19 protein-coding genes are annotated in these 19,087 nt (G+C 41.7%); 10 read left to right on the forward strand and 9 right to left on the reverse strand.

What is annotated here, in order from left to right:
• Window positions 1-7: 7 nt before the first annotated feature.
• The 4 genes from RMY27_RS14560 to RMY27_RS14575 form a co-directional block, all read right to left on the reverse strand.
• Window positions 8-1,234, reverse strand: coding sequence for a tetratricopeptide repeat protein (locus tag RMY27_RS14560; RefSeq protein WP_322664294.1), 1,227 nt, complete (start codon window positions 1,232-1,234; stop codon window positions 8-10).
• Window positions 1,235-1,546: 312 nt separating this feature from the next.
• Window positions 1,547-3,700, reverse strand: a complete 2,154-nt coding sequence (locus RMY27_RS14565) for an ATP-binding protein (RefSeq protein ID WP_322664296.1) — start codon at window positions 3,698-3,700, stop codon at window positions 1,547-1,549.
• Window positions 3,701-4,270: 570 nt separating this feature from the next.
• Window positions 4,271-4,744: a tetratricopeptide repeat protein gene (locus tag RMY27_RS14570; protein WP_322664298.1), complete on the reverse strand. Its 474-nt coding sequence runs from the start codon at window positions 4,742-4,744 to the stop codon at window positions 4,271-4,273.
• A gap of 3 nt (window positions 4,745-4,747) precedes the next feature.
• On the reverse strand, window positions 4,748-5,737 hold the full coding sequence (locus RMY27_RS14575; RefSeq protein WP_322664300.1) for a homogentisate phytyltransferase: 990 nt from the start codon (window positions 5,735-5,737) through the stop codon (window positions 4,748-4,750).
• Between the two features lie 185 nt (window positions 5,738-5,922).
• On the opposite strand from RMY27_RS14575, the gene RMY27_RS14580 reads away from it, so the two are divergent.
• From RMY27_RS14580 to RMY27_RS14590, 3 genes are all read left to right on the forward strand, one after another.
• Window positions 5,923-6,204 carry a glutaredoxin family protein gene (locus RMY27_RS14580; protein ID WP_322664302.1) on the forward strand — a complete coding sequence of 94 codons (282 nt, stop codon included), beginning with the start codon at window positions 5,923-5,925 and terminating at the stop codon, window positions 6,202-6,204.
• 53 nt (window positions 6,205-6,257) lie between these two features.
• Window positions 6,258-7,760: a UDP-N-acetylmuramoyl-L-alanyl-D-glutamate--2,6-diaminopimelate ligase gene (locus RMY27_RS14585; protein ID WP_322664304.1), complete on the forward strand. Its 1,503-nt coding sequence runs from the start codon at window positions 6,258-6,260 to the stop codon at window positions 7,758-7,760.
• 292 nt (window positions 7,761-8,052) lie between these two features.
• Window positions 8,053-9,516, forward strand: a complete 1,464-nt coding sequence (locus tag RMY27_RS14590; protein WP_322664306.1) for a DICT sensory domain-containing protein — start codon at window positions 8,053-8,055, stop codon at window positions 9,514-9,516.
• A gap of 40 nt (window positions 9,517-9,556) precedes the next feature.
• Here the strand turns inward: RMY27_RS14590 and RMY27_RS14595 are convergent, their stop codons facing one another.
• On the reverse strand, window positions 9,557-9,844 hold the full coding sequence (locus tag RMY27_RS14595; protein WP_322664307.1) for a hypothetical protein: 288 nt from the start codon (window positions 9,842-9,844) through the stop codon (window positions 9,557-9,559).
• 58 nt (window positions 9,845-9,902) lie between these two features.
• Entirely contained in the window at window positions 9,903-11,297 is a 1,395-nt protein-coding gene (gene mnmE / locus RMY27_RS14600; RefSeq protein ID WP_322664309.1) for a tRNA uridine-5-carboxymethylaminomethyl(34) synthesis GTPase MnmE, read from the reverse strand.
• Between the two features lie 233 nt (window positions 11,298-11,530).
• Between mnmE and RMY27_RS14605 the strand changes: the two genes are divergently transcribed.
• From RMY27_RS14605 to RMY27_RS14620, 4 genes are all read left to right on the forward strand, one after another.
• Window positions 11,531-11,731, forward strand: a complete 201-nt coding sequence (locus tag RMY27_RS14605) for a hypothetical protein (RefSeq protein WP_322664311.1) — start codon at window positions 11,531-11,533, stop codon at window positions 11,729-11,731.
• Between the two features lie 297 nt (window positions 11,732-12,028).
• Window positions 12,029-12,565 carry a hypothetical protein gene (locus RMY27_RS14610; RefSeq protein WP_322664314.1) on the forward strand — a complete coding sequence of 179 codons (537 nt, stop codon included), beginning with the start codon at window positions 12,029-12,031 and terminating at the stop codon, window positions 12,563-12,565.
• Window positions 12,566-12,693: 128 nt separating this feature from the next.
• Entirely contained in the window at window positions 12,694-12,909 is a 216-nt protein-coding gene (locus RMY27_RS14615; RefSeq protein ID WP_322664316.1) for a hypothetical protein, read from the forward strand.
• Between the two features lie 214 nt (window positions 12,910-13,123).
• On the forward strand, window positions 13,124-13,699 hold the full coding sequence (locus RMY27_RS14620) for a hypothetical protein (RefSeq protein ID WP_322664318.1): 576 nt from the start codon (window positions 13,124-13,126) through the stop codon (window positions 13,697-13,699).
• A 146-nt stretch (window positions 13,700-13,845) separates the two neighbouring features.
• On the opposite strand, the gene RMY27_RS14625 is transcribed toward RMY27_RS14620, so the two are convergent.
• Entirely contained in the window at window positions 13,846-14,892 is a 1,047-nt protein-coding gene (locus tag RMY27_RS14625; protein WP_322664320.1) for a DUF1611 domain-containing protein, read from the reverse strand.
• A complete protein-coding gene (locus RMY27_RS14630) occupies window positions 14,876-15,928 on the reverse strand; it encodes a dipeptide epimerase (protein WP_322664322.1) in 1,053 nt (350 codons plus the stop codon). The genes RMY27_RS14625 and RMY27_RS14630 overlap by 17 nt, the downstream gene beginning before the upstream one ends.
• Before the next feature lie 131 nt (window positions 15,929-16,059).
• Between RMY27_RS14630 and RMY27_RS14635 the strand changes: the two genes are divergently transcribed.
• Window positions 16,060-16,611 (forward strand): NUDIX hydrolase, encoded by a 552-nt coding sequence (locus tag RMY27_RS14635; protein WP_322664324.1) that lies wholly within the window; start codon window positions 16,060-16,062, stop codon window positions 16,609-16,611.
• Between the two features lie 12 nt (window positions 16,612-16,623).
• A complete protein-coding gene (locus RMY27_RS14640) occupies window positions 16,624-17,382 on the forward strand; it encodes a hypothetical protein (protein ID WP_322664326.1) in 759 nt (252 codons plus the stop codon).
• 171 nt (window positions 17,383-17,553) lie between these two features.
• Here the strand turns inward: RMY27_RS14640 and RMY27_RS14645 are convergent, their stop codons facing one another.
• Window positions 17,554-18,477 (reverse strand): nucleoside hydrolase, encoded by a 924-nt coding sequence (locus tag RMY27_RS14645; protein ID WP_322664328.1) that lies wholly within the window; start codon window positions 18,475-18,477, stop codon window positions 17,554-17,556.
• 14 nt (window positions 18,478-18,491) lie between these two features.
• Between RMY27_RS14645 and RMY27_RS14650 the strand changes: the two genes are divergently transcribed.
• Window positions 18,492-18,923, forward strand: a complete 432-nt coding sequence (locus RMY27_RS14650) for a nucleoside deaminase (protein ID WP_322664330.1) — start codon at window positions 18,492-18,494, stop codon at window positions 18,921-18,923.
• Window positions 18,924-19,087: the final 164 nt, after the last annotated feature.

Raw genomic sequence — 19,087 nt, forward strand, 5'->3', positions numbered from 1 at the left:
CCTTTATTCAATTCGTTTGGGTATTAATTTTTTGGATTAGCCGATCGACTTGCTCAACCATCTCCTTGTTTTTCTCAGCTTGGAATAATTCTCTGGCTTTTTTGAGATTAACGATCGCTTCTTTTGGCTGTTGTTGTCTTCCCAAAGTGATTCCCAAATTATAGTAAGTGAATGCATCATTGGGAACGAGACTAATGGCTTTTTTGTAATGTGCGATCGCTTCTTGAGGTTTACCTCGATCGTCCATCGCATTTCCCAAACCTGTGTAAGCTTGTGCGTGTTTGGGATCGAGACGAATCGCTTCGGTATAGCCAGCGATTGCTTCTGTGAGCTTGCCTTGAGCGTAAAAAGCACTTGCTAAATTATAGTGAGCGTCTGCATAGTTAGGAGCGAAGCTGATGGCTTTTTGGTAATGTGCGATCGCTTCTTCTAGTTTGCCTTGAGCGTATAGAGTATTTCCCAAGGCATTATAACCTGCTGGATTTTTCGGAGCGAGGCGAATGGCTTCGGTATAGTTGGCGATTGCTTCTGCTGGCTTTCCTTGAGCGTACAAGGCGTTTCCTAAGTAATAGTGAGCGTCTGCATAGTTAGGATCGAAGCTAATAGATTTTTTATACTGAGTAACTGCTTCTGCTAGCTCACCTTGATCGTAGAGAGCATTTCCTAAACGGGTGTAAGTCGGCGCATAGTCTGGTTTGAGGCGAATAGCTGCTGTATACTCGGTAACTGCTTCTTTGAGCTTGCCTTGAGCGTAGAGAGCGTTTCCTAAGTTATAGTGAGCTTCAGCATACTTGGGTTCAAGGCTGATGGCTTTCTGATATTGGGCGATCGCAGGTTCTAACTGATTCAGTCTTGCTAAAGTCAAACCCAGATTAAAATATGCTCTAGAGTCTTGAGGATCGAGACTAATGGCTTTATTGTATTGAGCGATCGCTTCTTGTGGTTTACCGCGATCGTCGAGAGTATTTCCCAAGGCAATATAAGCTTGTGCAAAATTGGGTTCGAGTTCAATTGCCTTTCGAAAAGCCGCCTCCGCTCCTTTTAAATCTCCCTGTTTATAGAGATTGCTTCCTTGCTCAAAGTTAGCAACTGCATTTTTGTTCCGAATAACTGCGGACTGAGTATTTTGAATTTTTGCTAAGATAACGCCAACATTTTGACCAAAGGCAGTATTTCCATTGCTCAAACACAAGCAGATAATAGCTGCTATCAGTAGATTCTTGTTTTTCAGCATTTTTCTTACCTTACCTGCTTGGTTTACATCTAATATCAAGTTCGGTTAATTGCGATCATAAAAATACCCCATCTCAGCCCTTCCTCACTAGCTATTCGGGGAGCAAAAGCGTAGCTTTGGCGGAGTTATAGCAGGAATTATAAGTGATTAAGCTAACTTGATACAAGTGTAATCTCATATAAATGTCTATTTCTACACAAGAGACATTTCAAAGTCCCTCTCCCAAGTTGGGAGAGGGATTTAGGGTGAGGGTTTTTTGATTGATGCAAGAAGTCTAATAAATGGTAACTTATTAAAAGTAAAAATTCATTTTTAGGTAATTACTGAAACTTTTATTTCCATCAATTTAACAATCGCTGCAATTAATTTTTCTGGATTAATAGGTTTGGATAAATGCATCTGAAACCCAGCTTCTAGGGCTTTTTCTTGGTCATCGTTTCTCGCAAAGGCAGTCAAGGCAATTGCTGGGATTTGCCCACCTTGTTCTGGTGTCCGAGTTCTCACTTCATGTATTAACATATAGCCATCCATATCGGGCATACTAATATCGCTTACCAACACATCTAGCTTGACCTCTGCTAAAGTTTGTAATGCTTCTTCAGCGGAAGATACTGTCATCACAAAAGCCCCATCTTGCTCTAATACAAAAGCAACAAAATCTCGTGAATCAGTATCATCATCGACAACTAAAATCCTGATATCATTCAGAGGTAAGGAATTAGAAGCTAAGAATGTAGGGTAATTTTGTTCATCCGTCAGCCTTGGACTTTCATCTGGTAGAAGCGGTAAGCTAACAGTAAATATTGTCCCTTGACCCTCACCGTGGCTATCTGCTTTGACAATGCCGCCATGCATTTCGATGATATTACGCACAATTGCTAATCCCAGCCCTAATCCACCAAAATTTCTTGTAGAGGTGCTATCTGCTTGGCGGAAGTAATCAAACACGAATGGCAAAAAGTCAGCGCTAATTCCTTTACCTGTATCGCTAACGATTATTTGAGCATAGCCATCAGTTTCTTGGAGCCGCACTTCTACCTTTCCTCCCCTGGGTGTAAATTTGATTGCGTTAGAAAGGAGATTCCAGACGACTTGTTGCAAACGAGTCGAGTCGCCCATAATTTGTCCCACACCCGGTTCAAATACTGTATTCACCTCAATCAATTTTGTTTCTGCTGCTAACTGCATTGTCTCCAGTGCCGACAATACCGTAGAGTTGAGGTTAATCTTCGTGATATTCAGCGTCAGTTTACCTTGTAAAATTCTGGAAATATCCAGCAAGTCCTCAATGAGTTGAACTTGTAAGGTAGCATTTCGCTCGATTGTGGCTAAGGCTTCAGATGCCTTTGTTTGGTCTAACCTGCGGGTTTGCAACAACTTAGACCAGCCGAGAATTGCGTTGAGTGGAGTACGTAATTCGTGAGAGAGGATGGCTAAAAATTCATCTTTAATTCGATTGGCTGTTTCTGCTTTCGCTCGTGCTACTTGTTCTAATTCCAGTAGGTGCGCTCGTTCTTCAAGTATTTGTTTTTGTTCGTGGATATCTGTACAGGTTCCAAACCATTTGACTACAAAACCTTGCTCATCTTTGAGTGGTAGACCTCGTGCTAGCTGCCAACGATAAGAGCCATCAGCAGCTCGTCTAAAGCGATATTCATTGTTATATATAGTGCTATTTTTGACAGCATCAGACCACGCCTTATCAGCTTTTTGAACATCATCTGGATGCAATGCGGCCAACCAACCAGAACCCAAAGATTGTTCTAGTGTTAGCCCAGTGTATTCGCACCAATTTTGATTAAAATAATCGCATTCACCGTTAGGTTTAGTTGTCCAAACAAGTTGAGGAATTGCCTCAGCCAAGTAACGGTAGCGTTCTTCGCTTTGTCGGAGAACTTCTAAGATGCGTTGACGTTCAAGAATTTCTTGTTGTAATTGCTCGTTAGTTTTAGTAATTTCATTGGTGCGAACAGCAACCATTTCTTCAAGATGATTCTGGTATTTTCGCAGTTCTTCCTCTACCGATAAGCGTTCAGCTATTTGGGTTTGAAGTTCTTGATTTGCTTCTTCTAATTGAGTAGGGCTAGGAAGTGCCAGTGCTTGTGGAACTAAAGACACAAGCTCTAACGCGGTAATTACAGATATTGTTGCAGTTACTGCTTTGATAAACCCCGACACCCAATAAGTTGGATGCCAAAGTGTCCAAATCTCCATTAAATGAGTAGTGCCGCAAGCTACGATAAATCCACTAAACAGCAAAAAAATCCAATCAAAGGGCAAATCTTGTCGCTTGCGAACAAAGTAAAAGAGTGTAGCTGGAATCGAGTAATAAGCTAGTGCAATGAATCCGTCAGATAATATGTGTAACCAAACTAAATTCGTTTGCCATAAATAGCAGTGTCCATGTGGAATAAATGATTCTGATGTCAAAAAGTTAGTCCACAATTCTGATATTATATTTGACATAAAGACTGGATTGTTTAATTTATAAAATCTACTACTAAATATCTACCTTTGCTGAATACTATTCTAGTACCAAAATATTAGTGATACAGTGTGTCTAATTTCTGTACTGCTTAAATAAACTACAATATGTCTTTACAAAACAAAAAGGCTGTTAGTATCATCACTGTTTTGCAAACATAAATAATATCATGTCCGCCAAATTACCCATAATAAAAGAACCCCACCCCCAACCCCTCCCCGCAGGCGGGGAGGGGAGACAAAGCACAGCTTTGGCGGGGTGGGGTTCTTCGGGTTTAATAAGCAATCAAGCAGACATGATATAATTTAAAATTCACAATATTTTTTCTTATAAAGCCTAAATGAATTAATTGTAGCTATGAAGCTTGTGGCGCATCCGATGGAAATTATAAGGTCTGTGAAGAGATTGGTCAAACGTGCGAAAATTGCGGACATAATTATGGTATACAATACTAAATTACCAAATAAAAACCATTCTCACCATAATGATGGGAATGGCAAAAAATTAGGAGACACAACAGGAAAATTTAATCTTGGCAATTCTGATTAAAGTTAAGATTCATTTGACTTAGCACTCATTTTATCTAACAGTTGAGTGATTTTTTTAGCTTTTTCAGGTTGGCGCTGTTTTTGTAATAAATCTTTAGCTTTTTGCAGGTTAGTTTTAGCTTCTTCTTCTCGCTCTTGCTGCATAAGGATATTCGCCAGACGCAAGTAAGCATCAGGATTTTTCGGACTGCGGCGAATTACTTCCCGAAATAATTCTGTTGCTTCTTCTACTTGTCCTTGCTGGTTTAAAACATCTCCCAAAAACAAGCGCACTACATCATTAGTAGAGTTGATAGAAATCACTTTGCGAAAGGCCGCTTCTGCACCTTGGTAATCTTTAGCTTGGGCAAGATTGATACCTTTTTGAAACAAGTCTGAGGTGATCAAAGTTTTCCAAGCGAAATAGCCAAGGATTGACAGACTCAGAACAACTACAACAGCAGCGATAATCGAACTAGTGGGAAAGGTTTCTAACATTGTCTAAGCCAAAAGACAGGCGATAGGAAAAATCAGATATTCCATAAAAAAGAGTTTCCAGATAAATTGGTAGAATTGAGCGATCGCACTTTTCTCTTGTAAGTTTACCGTCAAACTCCGCAACCACAGCCAAGCCAACAGCCCCAAATGAGTAACTACCAGGAATATAGCGTTAACTGAGGCGACGTTTAGCACCCCAACCAGAATTATTCCCACATAGCAGGCAGTTATTACCCAAAGAGATAGATTGAACACAGCTTGAGGGCCAAGTTTGATAGTGAAAGTAGTAATATTGTAGAGGCGATCGCCTTCCATATCGGGGATATCTTTAAAGATGGCGATCGCAAAGGTAAACACCAATATAAATAACGTCAGCACCCATACCACAGACGGAATTGTTTGGCTTTGTTGCAATGCCCAACTGTAATGCAGATATAACCCTAAGTTAACAATCGTACCGCGCACTGAAAAAATACACAGCGCCGCCCAAACGGGAAACTGTTTTAAGCGAATTGGTGGTAAAGAATAAGCAGTACCAATGGCCAAACTAATTGCTACCATGCCCAATAAAAACGGGCCAGTTAGCCACGCCACAACCAGCGCCAAAATCCCAGTAGAAGCGACAATTAATTGCCCAGTTTGCTGAGAAAACTCACCAGACGCTAAGGGTAAATGAGGCTTATTAATCTTGTCAATTTCTACATCTTCTAATTGATTCAGCCCCACAATATAAACATTGCCACACAGACAACCAATCCATGCACCGAAGACAGGGAGTAGGGAATACGTAGAGACAAGATTCATCGCGTCTGTAGAAATATGATTAATCGCGTCTCTACTGATGGCAATGGCAATTAAATATAAACCCAAAACACTCAGACTTGTACCAATAATTGTGTGAGGGCGAGAGAATTTCCAGAAGGCGTATAACCACTGGAAATATGATTGAACAGGTTTGCCTGGTAAAGGGCTGTTTTGAGAACTTTGGCTCATGAGTAGCTTAAATACAGTATTCTGATTGGTTGTTAATCATTGTCACAGAATTTGGTCATTAGACTACTTTCATGAATCAATGAGCTTTCACCCTTCTCCTCCGTGCCCTCTGCGGTAGCCTGCGACAAGCCCAAGCGTCTACGTTATTCTAAACTTATAACTTCTTGCGCCAACTCATATCAAGAATGCAATTAATTTTATACAGTAAACCCGGCTGTCATTTATGTGAAGGCTTGCAAGAAAAGCTAGAACAAATCCAAAATCTCAGTTTCGAGTTGGAAGTTAGGGATATTACGACTCGTGAAGATTGGTTTTCTGCGTATGAGTATGAAGTGCCAGTACTTTATTTATCGAACTACAGAGGCGTAGAAGATGAGGAAGGAAGTGAGAAACCATTGCCGCGTCCTTCTCCTCGTGCTAGTGTGCAGCAGTTAGAGCAAATGTTGCGTAAATATTTAGCCAATTAGAAAAAAATAATGCAGAATAAGCGCAAGATCAAGAATGTGACGAGGTTCACAAAATGAAATTGCGGGAATTACTAACGGCGGTAGACAGTGTTGAGCAATTGCCTAGTTATCCAACTTTAGAGGATGTGGAAGTTAGGGGTTTAAAGACGAATTCTCATGCTTGTCGCGTGGGTGATTTGTTTATTGGCATGCCAGGAACGCGGGTTGATGGTGGGGAATTTTGGCAAAGTGCGATCGCATCGGGGGCTGTAGCTGCGATCGTTTCTCCCGAAGCTGCACAAAAAAATCCTCCCACAAATCAGGCTGTGGTCATTAGTGCAAGTAACATCACTCAAGCTTGCGCGCAGATAGCCAGTGCTTTTTATGGTTATCCAGGGCGAAAACTCAAGTTGGTAGGTGTGACTGGTACAAATGGCAAAACTACAACTACTCATCTAATTGAATTTATACTCAACAAAGCTAATTTAGCTACAGCTTTGATGGGAACTCTCTACACTCGTTGGGCAGGTTTTGAGCAAACTGCTGCCCACACTACCCCTTTTGCAGTGGAACTGCAACAACAGCTAGCAGAGGCGGTAAAGGCTGGGAGTGAGTTCGGGGTGATGGAAGTCAGTTCTCACGCTTTGGCCCAAGGTAGAGTGTTGGGTTGTGAATTTGAGGTGGCAGTATTTAGTAATCTTACTCAAGACCATCTCGACTATCACAGCGATATGGAAGATTACTTTGCTGCCAAAGCGTTATTGTTTAGTCCTAATTATCTCAAGGGACGGGCAATAATTAATGCTGATGATTCTTACGGGAAGCGGTTAATTGCCTCGTTGGATTCCGAACGGGTTTGGAGTTACAGCGTCAACGACAACAGCGCTGATTTATGGATGAGCGATTTAAGTTACCAGCCAAATGGTGTTAGTGGGACACTACATACACCAAAAGGTGATGTGGCTTTTCAATCGCCCCTAGTCGGACAATATAATTTAGAAAATCTTTTAGCAGCTGTCGGAGCAGTTTTGCACTTAGGGCTAGATTTGCAGTTAGTGGCAGCTGTGATACCTGAATTCCCTGGAGTTCCCGGACGGATGGAACGGGTACAAATTAGTACTGAGCAGGATATTAGCGTGATTGTGGATTATGCCCACACGCCCGATAGCTTGGAAAATTTATTGAAAGCTGCGCGTCCCTTTATACCTGGAAAAGTGATTTGTGTATTTGGTTGTGGAGGCGATCGCGATCGCACTAAGCGCCCAAAAATGGGTAAAATTGCTGCTGAATTAGCTGATGTGGCAGTGGTGACATCAGATAATCCCCGCACTGAAGACCCAGAAAGGATTTTGCAAGATATTTTGGCGGGAATAGCTGACACAGTGCAGCCAACAGTAATTTGCGATCGAGCGATCGCAATTCGTACCGCTATTTTACAAGCACAACCCGGTGATGGAGTGCTGCTTGCTGGTAAAGGTCACGAAGACTACCAAATTCTCGGCACCGAAAAAATCCATTTTGACGACCGAGAACACGCACGCGACGCTTTAAACGAAAGACTTAACGTACAAGCTTAATTTGGGCATTGGAAGAGGCAGAGGGGCAGAGGGGCATAAGAAGCAGAGGGGCAGAGGAGAAAAACTTTCTGCAACTTCTCCCCTGCTCCCCTGCTCCCCTGCCTCCCCTGCTCCCCTGCTCCCCTGCTCCCCTGCTCCCCTGCTCCCCTGCTCCCCTGCCCCCTGCCCCCTCGTGGGTAGAGTTTTTTATAGTTAATGTTTCTTTCCGTGGTGATTTTGTAAAAAATGCACACATAAAGGTGAAAATCGAAGACAGAATTATTTCTTGCTTCATCCAAATTGTGCTTGACTCATGAATGTTTCTCTGGCTAAGGATCTGTCTGTTTATCAACTGGTTATGGGAGTGCAAGCGCCTCCTAAACCATTGTCCCTCAGTCCTGCTACTCTGCTATCACTGGTGAGAGCGCAAATTGACTTACTCATTGAGCAGCAAATTGCAGCCACTCTCTGGGTGAAGCTACCACCAGATAAAATTTGGCAATCAGAATTAGCGCGTTATCAATCCTCGGTAGGTGCGTCTAGTCTCATTTATACTTGCCAGATTGACGAGAGTAGGAAAGGGGAAGCAGGGGAAGATAAGGAAGAAGAAAGATTAAATATCTCCTCATCTCTCTCATCCCCATCATCTAATTATGTTCCCGTTTACCTACCACCAGATAGCCAAATGCGACGGGAAAACTTTCTAATGGTGTTATCGCCCCAGTTTTGCAGTTTAATTTTGGCTCATCGACCACTTAAAAAACGCAAAAATCAGACATCGGGGAAGGTAAATACTAATAAAAACCAGCCGTTGCTGATTATAACTACTGTTGAGGGGAGAGTAATTCAACAAGTATTAAATGGTATCCAACAAGCGATTGCACCAGAATCATCCTCAATTTTACCTACTAGTTTTATTTGTCCAACCGTGCCTCAAGCCGCACTTATGAATCAACTGTTGGCAAAACAACTCCTCCGACAAGATGAAATTAATCGTCAAATCATCACAGTACGCACTAATAAGTTGGAGCAGCAAAATCAAGAACTGCACAACAAAGAGCAACTCAAAGATGAATACCTGAAAAATGTCTGTCAGGAACTGCGTATACCTTTGACGCACATGAAAACAGCACTTTCATTATTAAATTCCCCTAATCTTAAACCACCACAACGACAACGTTATTTACAGATGTTAAATACCCAGTGCGATCAGCAAAACTCCCTGATTACTGGTTTCTTGGAACTGGTGCAGCTAGAACAGAATTTGGACGGGACGACTTTGGAGTTGGTGCGTCTCTCAGATATAGTACCTGGAGTAGTCAGTACCTACCAACCTGTAGCCCAAGAAAAAGGAATTATGCTAGCCTACACCGTACCGACTGAACTCCCATCTGTTTGGTGCGTGACTGGTAAACTCAGACAAATTGTAATTAATCTACTACACAACAGTCTTAAGTTTACCCCTAATGGAGGTCAAGTATGGGTGCGTGCCCGTAATCAAGGCGATTATGTCCAATTAGAATTCCGCGACACAGGTATCGGTATTGCGGAAAACGAAATTCCCAAAATCTTCGATCGCTTTTATCGCGTGCGTACAGCAGCAACCGAAGATAATGGTGGTGCTGGGTTAGGGTTAACGATAGTACAGCAATTGCTGCTGCGCTGTGGTGGATCTGTTTCTGTAAAAAGTAAATTATCTGAAGGTTCTACTTTTACAGTGCAACTGGCAACTGCTGGTAATATCCCAAGAGCGATCGCTACAGAAAATGAGTTATGAATTATGAGTTATAAGTGATGAGTTATAAATTTATAACTCATCACTCATAACTTTTAACTCCTACTGCCAATTTATTCGCTAAAGCAAGTGCTGCCCCATCGTATTCCCAACAAGGAGAAAATTTCATGAGGTCTTGTAACAAAAAAAAAGCTGGTTTATCAACTATGTCATTTATAGTTAAAGAATCTATTTTTTTCTCAATGACAGTTAAAATGAATTCTCCCTGATAACTGCCGACTGCCCAGACACTAGCATCCCCACCTCCTCCAATACTAACTTTGATAAATTCTTCAAAGAAGAAATCAACATTTTCTCTAAAAAGTGGCATAATATTTCTCTGCTTTTTTATGAAATTAACAAAGGAAAACTTTGGGTTCTATATAAAGTCATTTGCCAATACAGAAACGGCTAAAAATCCTTTCCAAAACGGATTCTGTTACTTCCTCTCCAGTAATTTCTCCTAAAGCTTGAATCGCACCTCGTAAGTCAATTGTCCAAAAATCAAGAGGTAACTGCTGGGTAACTGTTGCTTGCACTTGTTCCAAAGACATTTTAGCTTTAGTTAAGGCTGCTGCCTGTCTTTGGTTAATAGCTAAATCCATATCAGCAGCTTGTACTTTCCCAGATTGAACTATCTTTAAAATTGCTGTTTCTAAAGCGTCAATACCTTGATTTTGGGCTGCAGCTGTGACAATTTTAGATTTTACATTTGGGATTTTGGCTTGAAGACTTTTCCTATCACTTTCTTCCAATAAATCAATTTTGTTAATCACTAGAATCAACGGACGGTGTTGTACTTTTTCATAAATTTCTTCATCGCCTTCTGTCCAACCTGCGGAAGCATCAATGGTAAGCAAGACTAAATCAGCTGCATTTGCAGCACGATGCGATCGCTCGACGCCAATTTTTTCCACTTGGTCTGTTGTTTCCCGAATCCCCGCAGTATCTAGCACTTGTACGGGAATTCCACCGACAACTAACTGAGATTCCACCACATCGCGGGTTGTACCTGGTAAATCAGTCACAATGGCGCGATCGCTCCGGCTCCAAGCGTTCAATAAACTCGACTTACCCACGTTTGGACGCCCAACAATTGCCACTTTTAAACCAGTGCGTAGCAACTCACCTTGATCTTTGGTTTCCAATAACTTAGTTATTTCTGCGGCAATTTTATCAATTTCTGATACAATCGCTTTATCATCCAACGGCGGAAGGTCTTCCTCAAAATCAATCCGAGCTTCAATTTCTGCCAAAATATCCAAACAGTTAGCGCGTAACTGCCGAATCGGATGAGCTAATTTTCCTTGTAAACCAGCTAAGGCACTTTGAGCCGCTTGGGGCGATTTAGCTCCCACTAAATCAGCAATACCTTCGGCTTGAGTTAAATCCAACCGTCCATTCAAAAAGGCGCGGAGGGTAAATTCTCCCGGTTGCGCTAGTCTAGCCCCATTTTCTAAACACAGTTGCAACACTTGCTGCACTGCCATAATTCCCCCGTGGCAATGGAATTCTACAACATCTTCACGGGTGTAAGAACGGGGTGCTTTCATAATCAGCAACAGGGCTTCATCTACCAGTTGTTGCGTCTGGGGATGGCGAATGTAACCGTAGAGAATCCGGTGACTTTCCCAAACTTGTCGCCCTGGTGCATGAAAGAGACTTTGGGCGATTGCCATTGCTTGAGAACCGGACACCCGCACAATCCCAACACTACCCTGTTGGGGGACAACAGCAGTGGCGATCGCGGCTATAGTTCCAGTAGTAGCAAACAGTTCTGACATGAGCGCCCTTTATAAAAGTGAGGAGTGAGGAGTTAGGAGTAAAAATCATAACTCATAACTCATAACTCATAACTCATAACTTTCTAAATAGTGAGTATTTAGACTAATGAGATACCAACTGGCAAGGTAAAATTTACCTGTAGGTCATGCCTGATAGTAAAGAGTTAAGAGTTAGAGATGAAAATCATGACTCACAACTTATAACTCATAACTTTTAGAGAGAGGAATGTACTGTGGAGCAAAAGATTAACTGCGCTGTAGCCTGTGTTAATGGGTGTGTTTTAGGGGATAAATGCCCCAATACCGAGTTTAGAGAGTCAGCTGCAAAATTTATTGAAGAGACTCCCTTAGAGACAATGCTGGAGTTGGCACAAGAACGTCTGCGGAAAAAAATGGCAGAACCGCCAAAATGGGTTTTTCCTGAAGATCCATAGCATTCGAGCTAACAGGCACAAGCAAGACAGCGTGGAAGTTAAATGGTATCTGGATCTATATTTAATTCTCGCAGTTTTGCTGCCAAGCGATCGCATCCTCAGCCGCAAACTCATCTACGCCTAGAGCGAACGCTGTTGTTTAACAACTGACATTCCACAGGTGCGATCGCAAGTGCTCGTCTAGGTAACTGGTGATTTGTTTTTAGGATGGCAGCAACTCTAAAGAGAAGTTTCTAATTTTCCGGAACTGACAAAAGCACAGTGGTAGTTACCATAGCCTGTAACTATCTTATCTATATGGAACCAAACAATCAGCACGTCCTTGAGGAAGCCAAACAAATAACTGGATTGAAAGACCTGAAAAATGTTACACCGGAACAGTTAAAAGAAATTCAGATTTTAGCGATAAAAGGGCAACTCAGCCTAAGACATCTAGAAGTTTTAATACAGAATATGCCGCAGTTTATTGAACTGCTGAAAGAGACTGTTCAAGGATTAAAAGAGGTTGTTGGTGCAGCCAAAGACAGTCAAAAAGCAGCACTAAGTGGTGTGAGTAACTGTCTGAATACAGTTTCCAATGTAATGGAGATTTTAGCTAGATCTGCTCAAACAGATGAAACACGCCTGAAAATTGCCGAGCAAACATTAGAAGTTGGAAAACTTGGGATAAAAATCAGCGAAATTATCAAAGATATGAACACAGATAATAATAACGTTTGGTGGCACGCACTTAATGTTGTAGGTGATGTACTGAAGGTGGTGGGGCCAGTTGCTGGAGTAGTAGCTACTGTTGCAATTGTTGTAATGGGGGGGAAAGTACCTCCCAAAGCATAGCCCAACAATGCATGGAACGACGCATCAGTGTTTACCAAAGGCTAAACTCGACTGTGAGGTAAAGCATTAGTCTTCTACTTGAACCAAACACAAGTTTAAATATCAAAGATCCAAGAACAATATAAGAGATGTTTGTAAAAGTTTTAGTAATGCTACATGGTAGCAAACCTGAGCATTATGAATTGCATGAATTTACTAGAGTACCTAGCATTGGAGAAAAAATTTCTTTTTCAACTCCACAGGGAAGATACCTTTATTTTGTAGTTACGGATGTTATCCATCACAGCCTACACCCTCTAAGAGGTGAAGCTCCTCAAGCTAGAATTATTGTCAAACCAGTGTAATACTTCGCCCTTCAGCAGTTAGACAGTTGCTGAAAGGCGATTGCAAATTAAGCCATCTAATATGCGCGGCATCGGACGGCTGATAAAGTCTTTGAACTTAGACTTTAAGTGCAAAATAATACTTACTAACAATAAGGGTATTAGACTTCCCTAAAGGCTTAATATAGAGGTTAGACCACCAAAGTACAGTTGAATAAATGGTTAGAGGTAAACCTTGAGTTTATTTCCGTCTTCGTTTGAACAAACACTAAAACTACTAACTCCTTTAGGAGCATTTGGTAGTTTTCTTTGGGGAGTTATGATTTGGCGCGACAAATCGGACAAGGAACTTGCTCAGGCAAAAACTGAGGCGGAAAGGTTTGCTGAAAACCGCCGTATTGAACTTGCCCAGGCAGAGACTGAGGCAGAAAGATTTGCTGAAAGCCGTCGTATTGAAGCTACAAAGCCATTTCTTGATCGCCAGTTGAAGCTATACACAGAGGCTTCTCAGGTTGCCGCAAAAATCGCCACATCAACGAATGTAAACGAGGTTGCTGACGCCAATAAGCGTTTTTGGGAACTTTACTGGGGTGAGTTAGCTCTAGTGGAGAACAAAGATGTAGAGGCTGCAATGGTGGCACTGGGCAAAGCCATAGAGGATTCGGCACCCAAGCAGCAATTACAGAAGTTATCTCTGAAATTAGCCCATGCTTGTCGAAGTTCACTAAATATATCTTGGGGAATAAATGCGTGGAGCCAACCCGATTACGCAAACATTCCCCAAGAGGCACGAAGGAGTCCAAAAAGTTGAGTGCATGAGGGTGATTGATCGCGGTATTAAGCGGTCTATACTGCGCCAGACTGTGGTATAATCAAAGCGTATCAAATAATTGCCTAACAGCGTGTTCGATTTGCAAAAAGTACTCTCTAAATGTCATTTTTGTTACTAGCCATAACTTAACTCTTCATCACCGCATCCAAAAGCACATTGGCATCAAAGCGGACTACATCGGTGCAAGGTAGCCCCGTTTCTGCTATTGTTTGAGCGATGCTTTCCTGAGCCGCAGACTCATCTAAATGGGCTGTGTTTAGCGCTATACCCGCCACAGAAACGCTTCCAAAAGCACCACCTGCATTAGCTACACTTTCATACAGTCGAATCACCTCTGGTAAAGGTGGAATGATTACATGGGGATGATTGCGTACATGGACTTGTCCTGCCCGATGTACCAAAACTAGTTGGGTTGGTTGCGAACCACGGATTAGGGGTAGAGTTGCTGTTGAACCAGGGTGTAACAGCGAACCTTGTCCTTCAATGTGCAAGATGTCGTAGTTTTTGCCATAGCGCATAACTATCTGTTCCACAGCACCGGCGGCAAAGTCTACCCGCACGGCATCTAAAGCCACACCATCTCCTTCTAACATCACCCCAGTTTGCCCCGTGGCGAGGAATTTAGAACGCCAGCCCCGCAGTTTTGACGCCCAATGTAACTCTAGGCTAGTTGACATTTTACCGATCGCCATGTCGGTTCCCACTGTCAACACCCGCCGACACGGAAGGGTACGTGCCATTCCACTAGCAACACTAATATTAGACGGTTCTTTTCGGACATCCCAAATTAGTTGCCCTGGTTTGAGCAATGCATTTAATTCTGGGATACTTGCCATTGGTGTATGTAAACCATTCACCAAAGACATTCCCGCTTCTAAAGCGTCTTTAATTTCCAGCCAGTAATCATCTGGTACAGCACCACCCCCTGGAGCAATACCAATTACTAAAACTTCTGGCTTGTACTCTAGGGCTGCGGCTACCGATGCCACAATCGGCACATCACGCTTGAGACCTGTTAATTCTGGTAGGGATTTACCAGCACACTCGCGATCGATTACGGCTACAATTGGGGCTTCACTGTAACGTAAAATTGCTAGCCCTGTTTTGCCGTGAGTCCCAATAGTCCCTTCATGTAGCAAGATAGCTACTCGTTGATTAAGTGATAGACGCACTGTGTTGTACTCCCAAGCCTGGTAAATCGTTTGGCAAAACTCTTCCTTCTTTTAGCAATGCACCCGTAAAAGGGTCATCAATTAAATTCAGGTGACTATCTAAATCTAAATAATCAGCTAGTGGTGCTAGCTGTAATGCTGCTGTATTAGCTAGCGAACTGTCAGAATAGCAACCGAACATTACTTGCAACCGATATGCTCGTGCTGTATGTACCATTCGCATTGCCTCTGTTAGTCCCCCTGATTTCATCAGTTTGATATTAATCCCATCTACATAGTTTGCCAAATCGGGAATATCAGCGCTTGTGAAACAACTTTCATCGACAAAGATGGGGAGGGGAGAGTGTTCTTTGAGTTTTACTAAACTTGGTTCTTCTCCCCGTGGCAATGGCTGTTCTACATACTTTATACCTAAATCAGCTAACCAATTGCACATGGCGATCGCATCTTCTAAACTCCAGCCCCCGTTGGCATCAACGAAAAATTCTAGTTCAGGCGCTTCTTCTCGCACAGCTAAGAGCATTTTTTGATCTGCATCTATGCCATCTGGACTACCTAGCTTCACCTTGAAAAGACGGACATCTGTAAATTTTAACCAGTCTCGCGCTCTTGCCCTAGCGCCTTCAGGCGAATTAATCCCAATTGTGACTGAAGTCGGGACTATTTGATTGCGATCAAGTCCCCAAAGTTGCCACAAAGGTAAACCTACGCGCTTACCCAACCAGTCATGCATTGCCATATCTAGGGCAGCCCTTGCAGCAGAAGGAACTTGGTTTTGTGTTAAAACTTGCTCAATTTCCTGACGTTGTAAAGGGCTGAATGTTTGCAACAGTGGCACAACTTGCTGTAGGGCGTCTTTGATTGCATCAGTTGATTGCCGATGATTACCCACACCAAATGGTGATGCTTCCCCCCAGCCTTCGATGCGATCGTGTGAAATTCTCACCCATACATTCGTTGTCTGTGCCGTTGTACCTCGACTAATAGTCAACGGAAATCTCTTGTTGACTGTAAATAAATTTACATTTATTTGCATACTTATTTTACATATTATGTTATTGCAAAAGCCAGTGTAAGTTCAAAATTTAAATTATCGGATACATCTGTTATACTTTTTTACATTCATTACAAACTTTTTATACATACATTTTATTTGTTATTTAGTTTATGAACAACTTCAAAAAATGGAAGATTTTAAAATCAAAAATGGTTTTAGATAATCCTTGGTGTCAGGTGAGGCAAGATGAAATAGAATTACCAAATGGTAAAATTATAGATGATTATTTTGTCAGTATTAAACCTGACGTTGCAATGATTTTACCTATCACGAGTAATAGAGAAATTATTTTTGTCCGGCAATATAGACACGCCGTAGGTGAATTTTTCTTAGAACTGCCGGCAGGTAATTTCGACCCGACAAAAGAGAGTGCAGAAATAGCAGCAATTAGAGAACTGAGAGAAGAGACTGGTTATATTCCCCAAGAATTTAGAAAAATCGGAACTTTATACGATAAGCCAAGCAAAGATACTAATCAAATACATTTATTTTTAGCAGAAAATGTGAGCAAAGTCAAAGAGCAGCAACTAGATATTACAGAAGAAATTGAAGTTTTATTGATTCCAGTAGAATCAGTTTTAGATAAAATTGCCCAAGGTGAAATTTCTGTGGCGGGAACTATTGCGGCTCTTTTTTTAGGTTTAAACTTTATTAATTATTAAGAATCAGTAACCATGAAACCCGAAATTGTCACAGCAATTATTTCTGCTATTGTTGCAGTCATCAGCGCTATCATTAGTATTTACGGGCAGACTCGTATTGCACGACTTGCCGATCGACTTGCAAAGCAGCGCGAAGCTGAATCTCGTGAAACCCAAACTGCTGCTTTGATGTCAAAGTATCGAGATCCATTGCTGCGATCGGCGATTGATCTCCAAAGTCGCCTGTTTAACATCGTTCAGGCAAAATTCTTGCAACGCTTCTATCACCACTCAGAATCTGAGCAGGATTACACAATTAAAAATACGCTATATGTCATTGCAGAGTTTCTTGCATGGGTTGAGATTTTGCGGCGAGAAATTCAGTTCTTGGATCTAGGCGATCTTGAAATGAATCGTCGTCTTAGTGAGCTTTTAGTCAATATTAATCAAGCATTTGGGACAGCAAAACTTGAATCTACTTTTCGGCTATTTACCGGGGAACAACGTGCAATTGGGGAAATAATGTTAGTACCTCAATCCACAGATAGTTCTATTGCATACGAGTGTATCGGTTATGCTATGTTTGTCAAGAAACTGAGCGATCCGGAGTTTGCCCGTTGGTTTACAAAACTTAAAGATGATATTGCAATGATGGCAAATGAACCAAAGGTGAACAAGGAACGACTCATCAGAATTCATCATAGACTAATTGACTTAATTGATTTTCTCGATCCTAATTGTGTTCGTGTCCCACCAAAGTATCGAACCAGAATTAATCAATATCAATCATGAAATCTCGGCGCAAGTAATGTATACTCGTTTTAAAGTTATTTTTTTCATAAAATAAGAGCATGATTATTCTAAAAATATCAAAAATTCTTACATTAATAAGTTGGAAAAAGTGACAATTAGACGTGAATATAATGTATTTGACTTCTGAAAACTTATTTATAAAACAATTTTTCATCTTGCCCATTGTTGCAAAATATAATCATAAAACGCTTCTTTATGTACCTTATCCATCGCATAAATTTTTCGCCCGCTAGGAACTACTTTAGTTCGTCCCTGACTGACTCCAGTGGTGATAATTTCTGTTTCCCATTCGCGCAATTGATAGAATTCTGGATGTCCTAGATAAGCTGTTGCTAAAACATCCCAAAAATAATAATCTTGGGGGATGACTAGTGCATAACATTGTCCGGCTAAATCAGAGATGGGATAGTGGCGTTGTCGTCCCATTTTGTATACTAACTCCGATGTAACTGGGACATTGTTAGTTAAATCCAAAGGACACATAATAATTTCAATTTGGGTTTGCCATACCCGTGCTGCTGAAATTGCGTCCCAATAAACATTCCATTCAGCAGAACCATCTTGTCCTGCTTCTAAACTTTTTTCTACATTGCCACCGACATTTAATGCGCCCCCCATCCAGACAATTTTGTGAATCTTGGCTTCAATGTCTGGTGCTTTGTCTAAAGCCACTGCAACCGTGGTCAATGGCCCAGTTACCATCAACGTTACGGGGTCTGATGCCTCACGTAACACCTGTATCATGAAATCTTGACCTGTTTCGGCAACCAGAGGCGTAGTGATGGTTTCCCTTTGATTGAGAATGGGGAGATGGTCAACGATAAAGGAATCACGGCGATAGAGAGTAGGAAATGGATTGATACCGCGCACAGTGCTTTCTGCTACCGGGATATGAGAAAATCCGATCAAATCTATAATTTTACGTGTGGCGCTAACAGCTGGTTGAACGTAGCAATCTGCTGGAGTGACAACAACACCAAGGAGTTCAATATGCTCCATCGTCAACAGCAGCATAGTTGCCAGATAATCATCTACACCGCCATCGTGATCCATTAATACAAGTTGTTTTGTCATAAAAGGAGAATTATATGGATGAGTTTATGGAAGCTGCAATTCAAGAAGCAAAACAAGGCAGACAAGAAGGTGGAATTCCTATTGGTTCGGTTCTTGTCAAGGATGGTAAAGTTCTCGGCAGAGGACACAATAAACGCGTGCAAGACGCCGATCCTGTCACCCACGCGGAAATCGATTGTCTCCGCAATGCTGGGAGAGTTGGTAGCTACAGAGGGACAACACTCTATTCAACTTTAATGCCGTGTTACCTATGCGCTGGGGCAGTGGTACAATTTGGCATTAAAAAAGTCATCGCTGGAGAATCTAGAACTTTTCCTGGTGCTAAAGAATTTATGGTATCTCACGGTGTGGACGTTATCGATCTTAATCTTGACGAATGCGAACAAATGATGAGTGAGTTTATTGAAACTAACCCCGAACTTTGGAATGAAGATATTGGTAAATAGTCATTGGTCATTTGTCATTTGTCATTAATTATCCTCTCCTGCTCTCCTACCCTTCCTCGCCTGCTCCCCACTATCTATCTTTCAAGGATAGGTATTTTAAAATCAGCCAGTAGAGGGAGTAATGTGATGCTAGAAAAAGCCATTGCGTTTACTGTCTTTAAATA

Origin of the sequence: Nostoc sp. DedQUE09 (assembly GCF_034530915.1) — a bacterium.
Lineage (GTDB): Bacteria > Cyanobacteriota > Cyanobacteriia > Cyanobacteriales > Nostocaceae > Nostoc.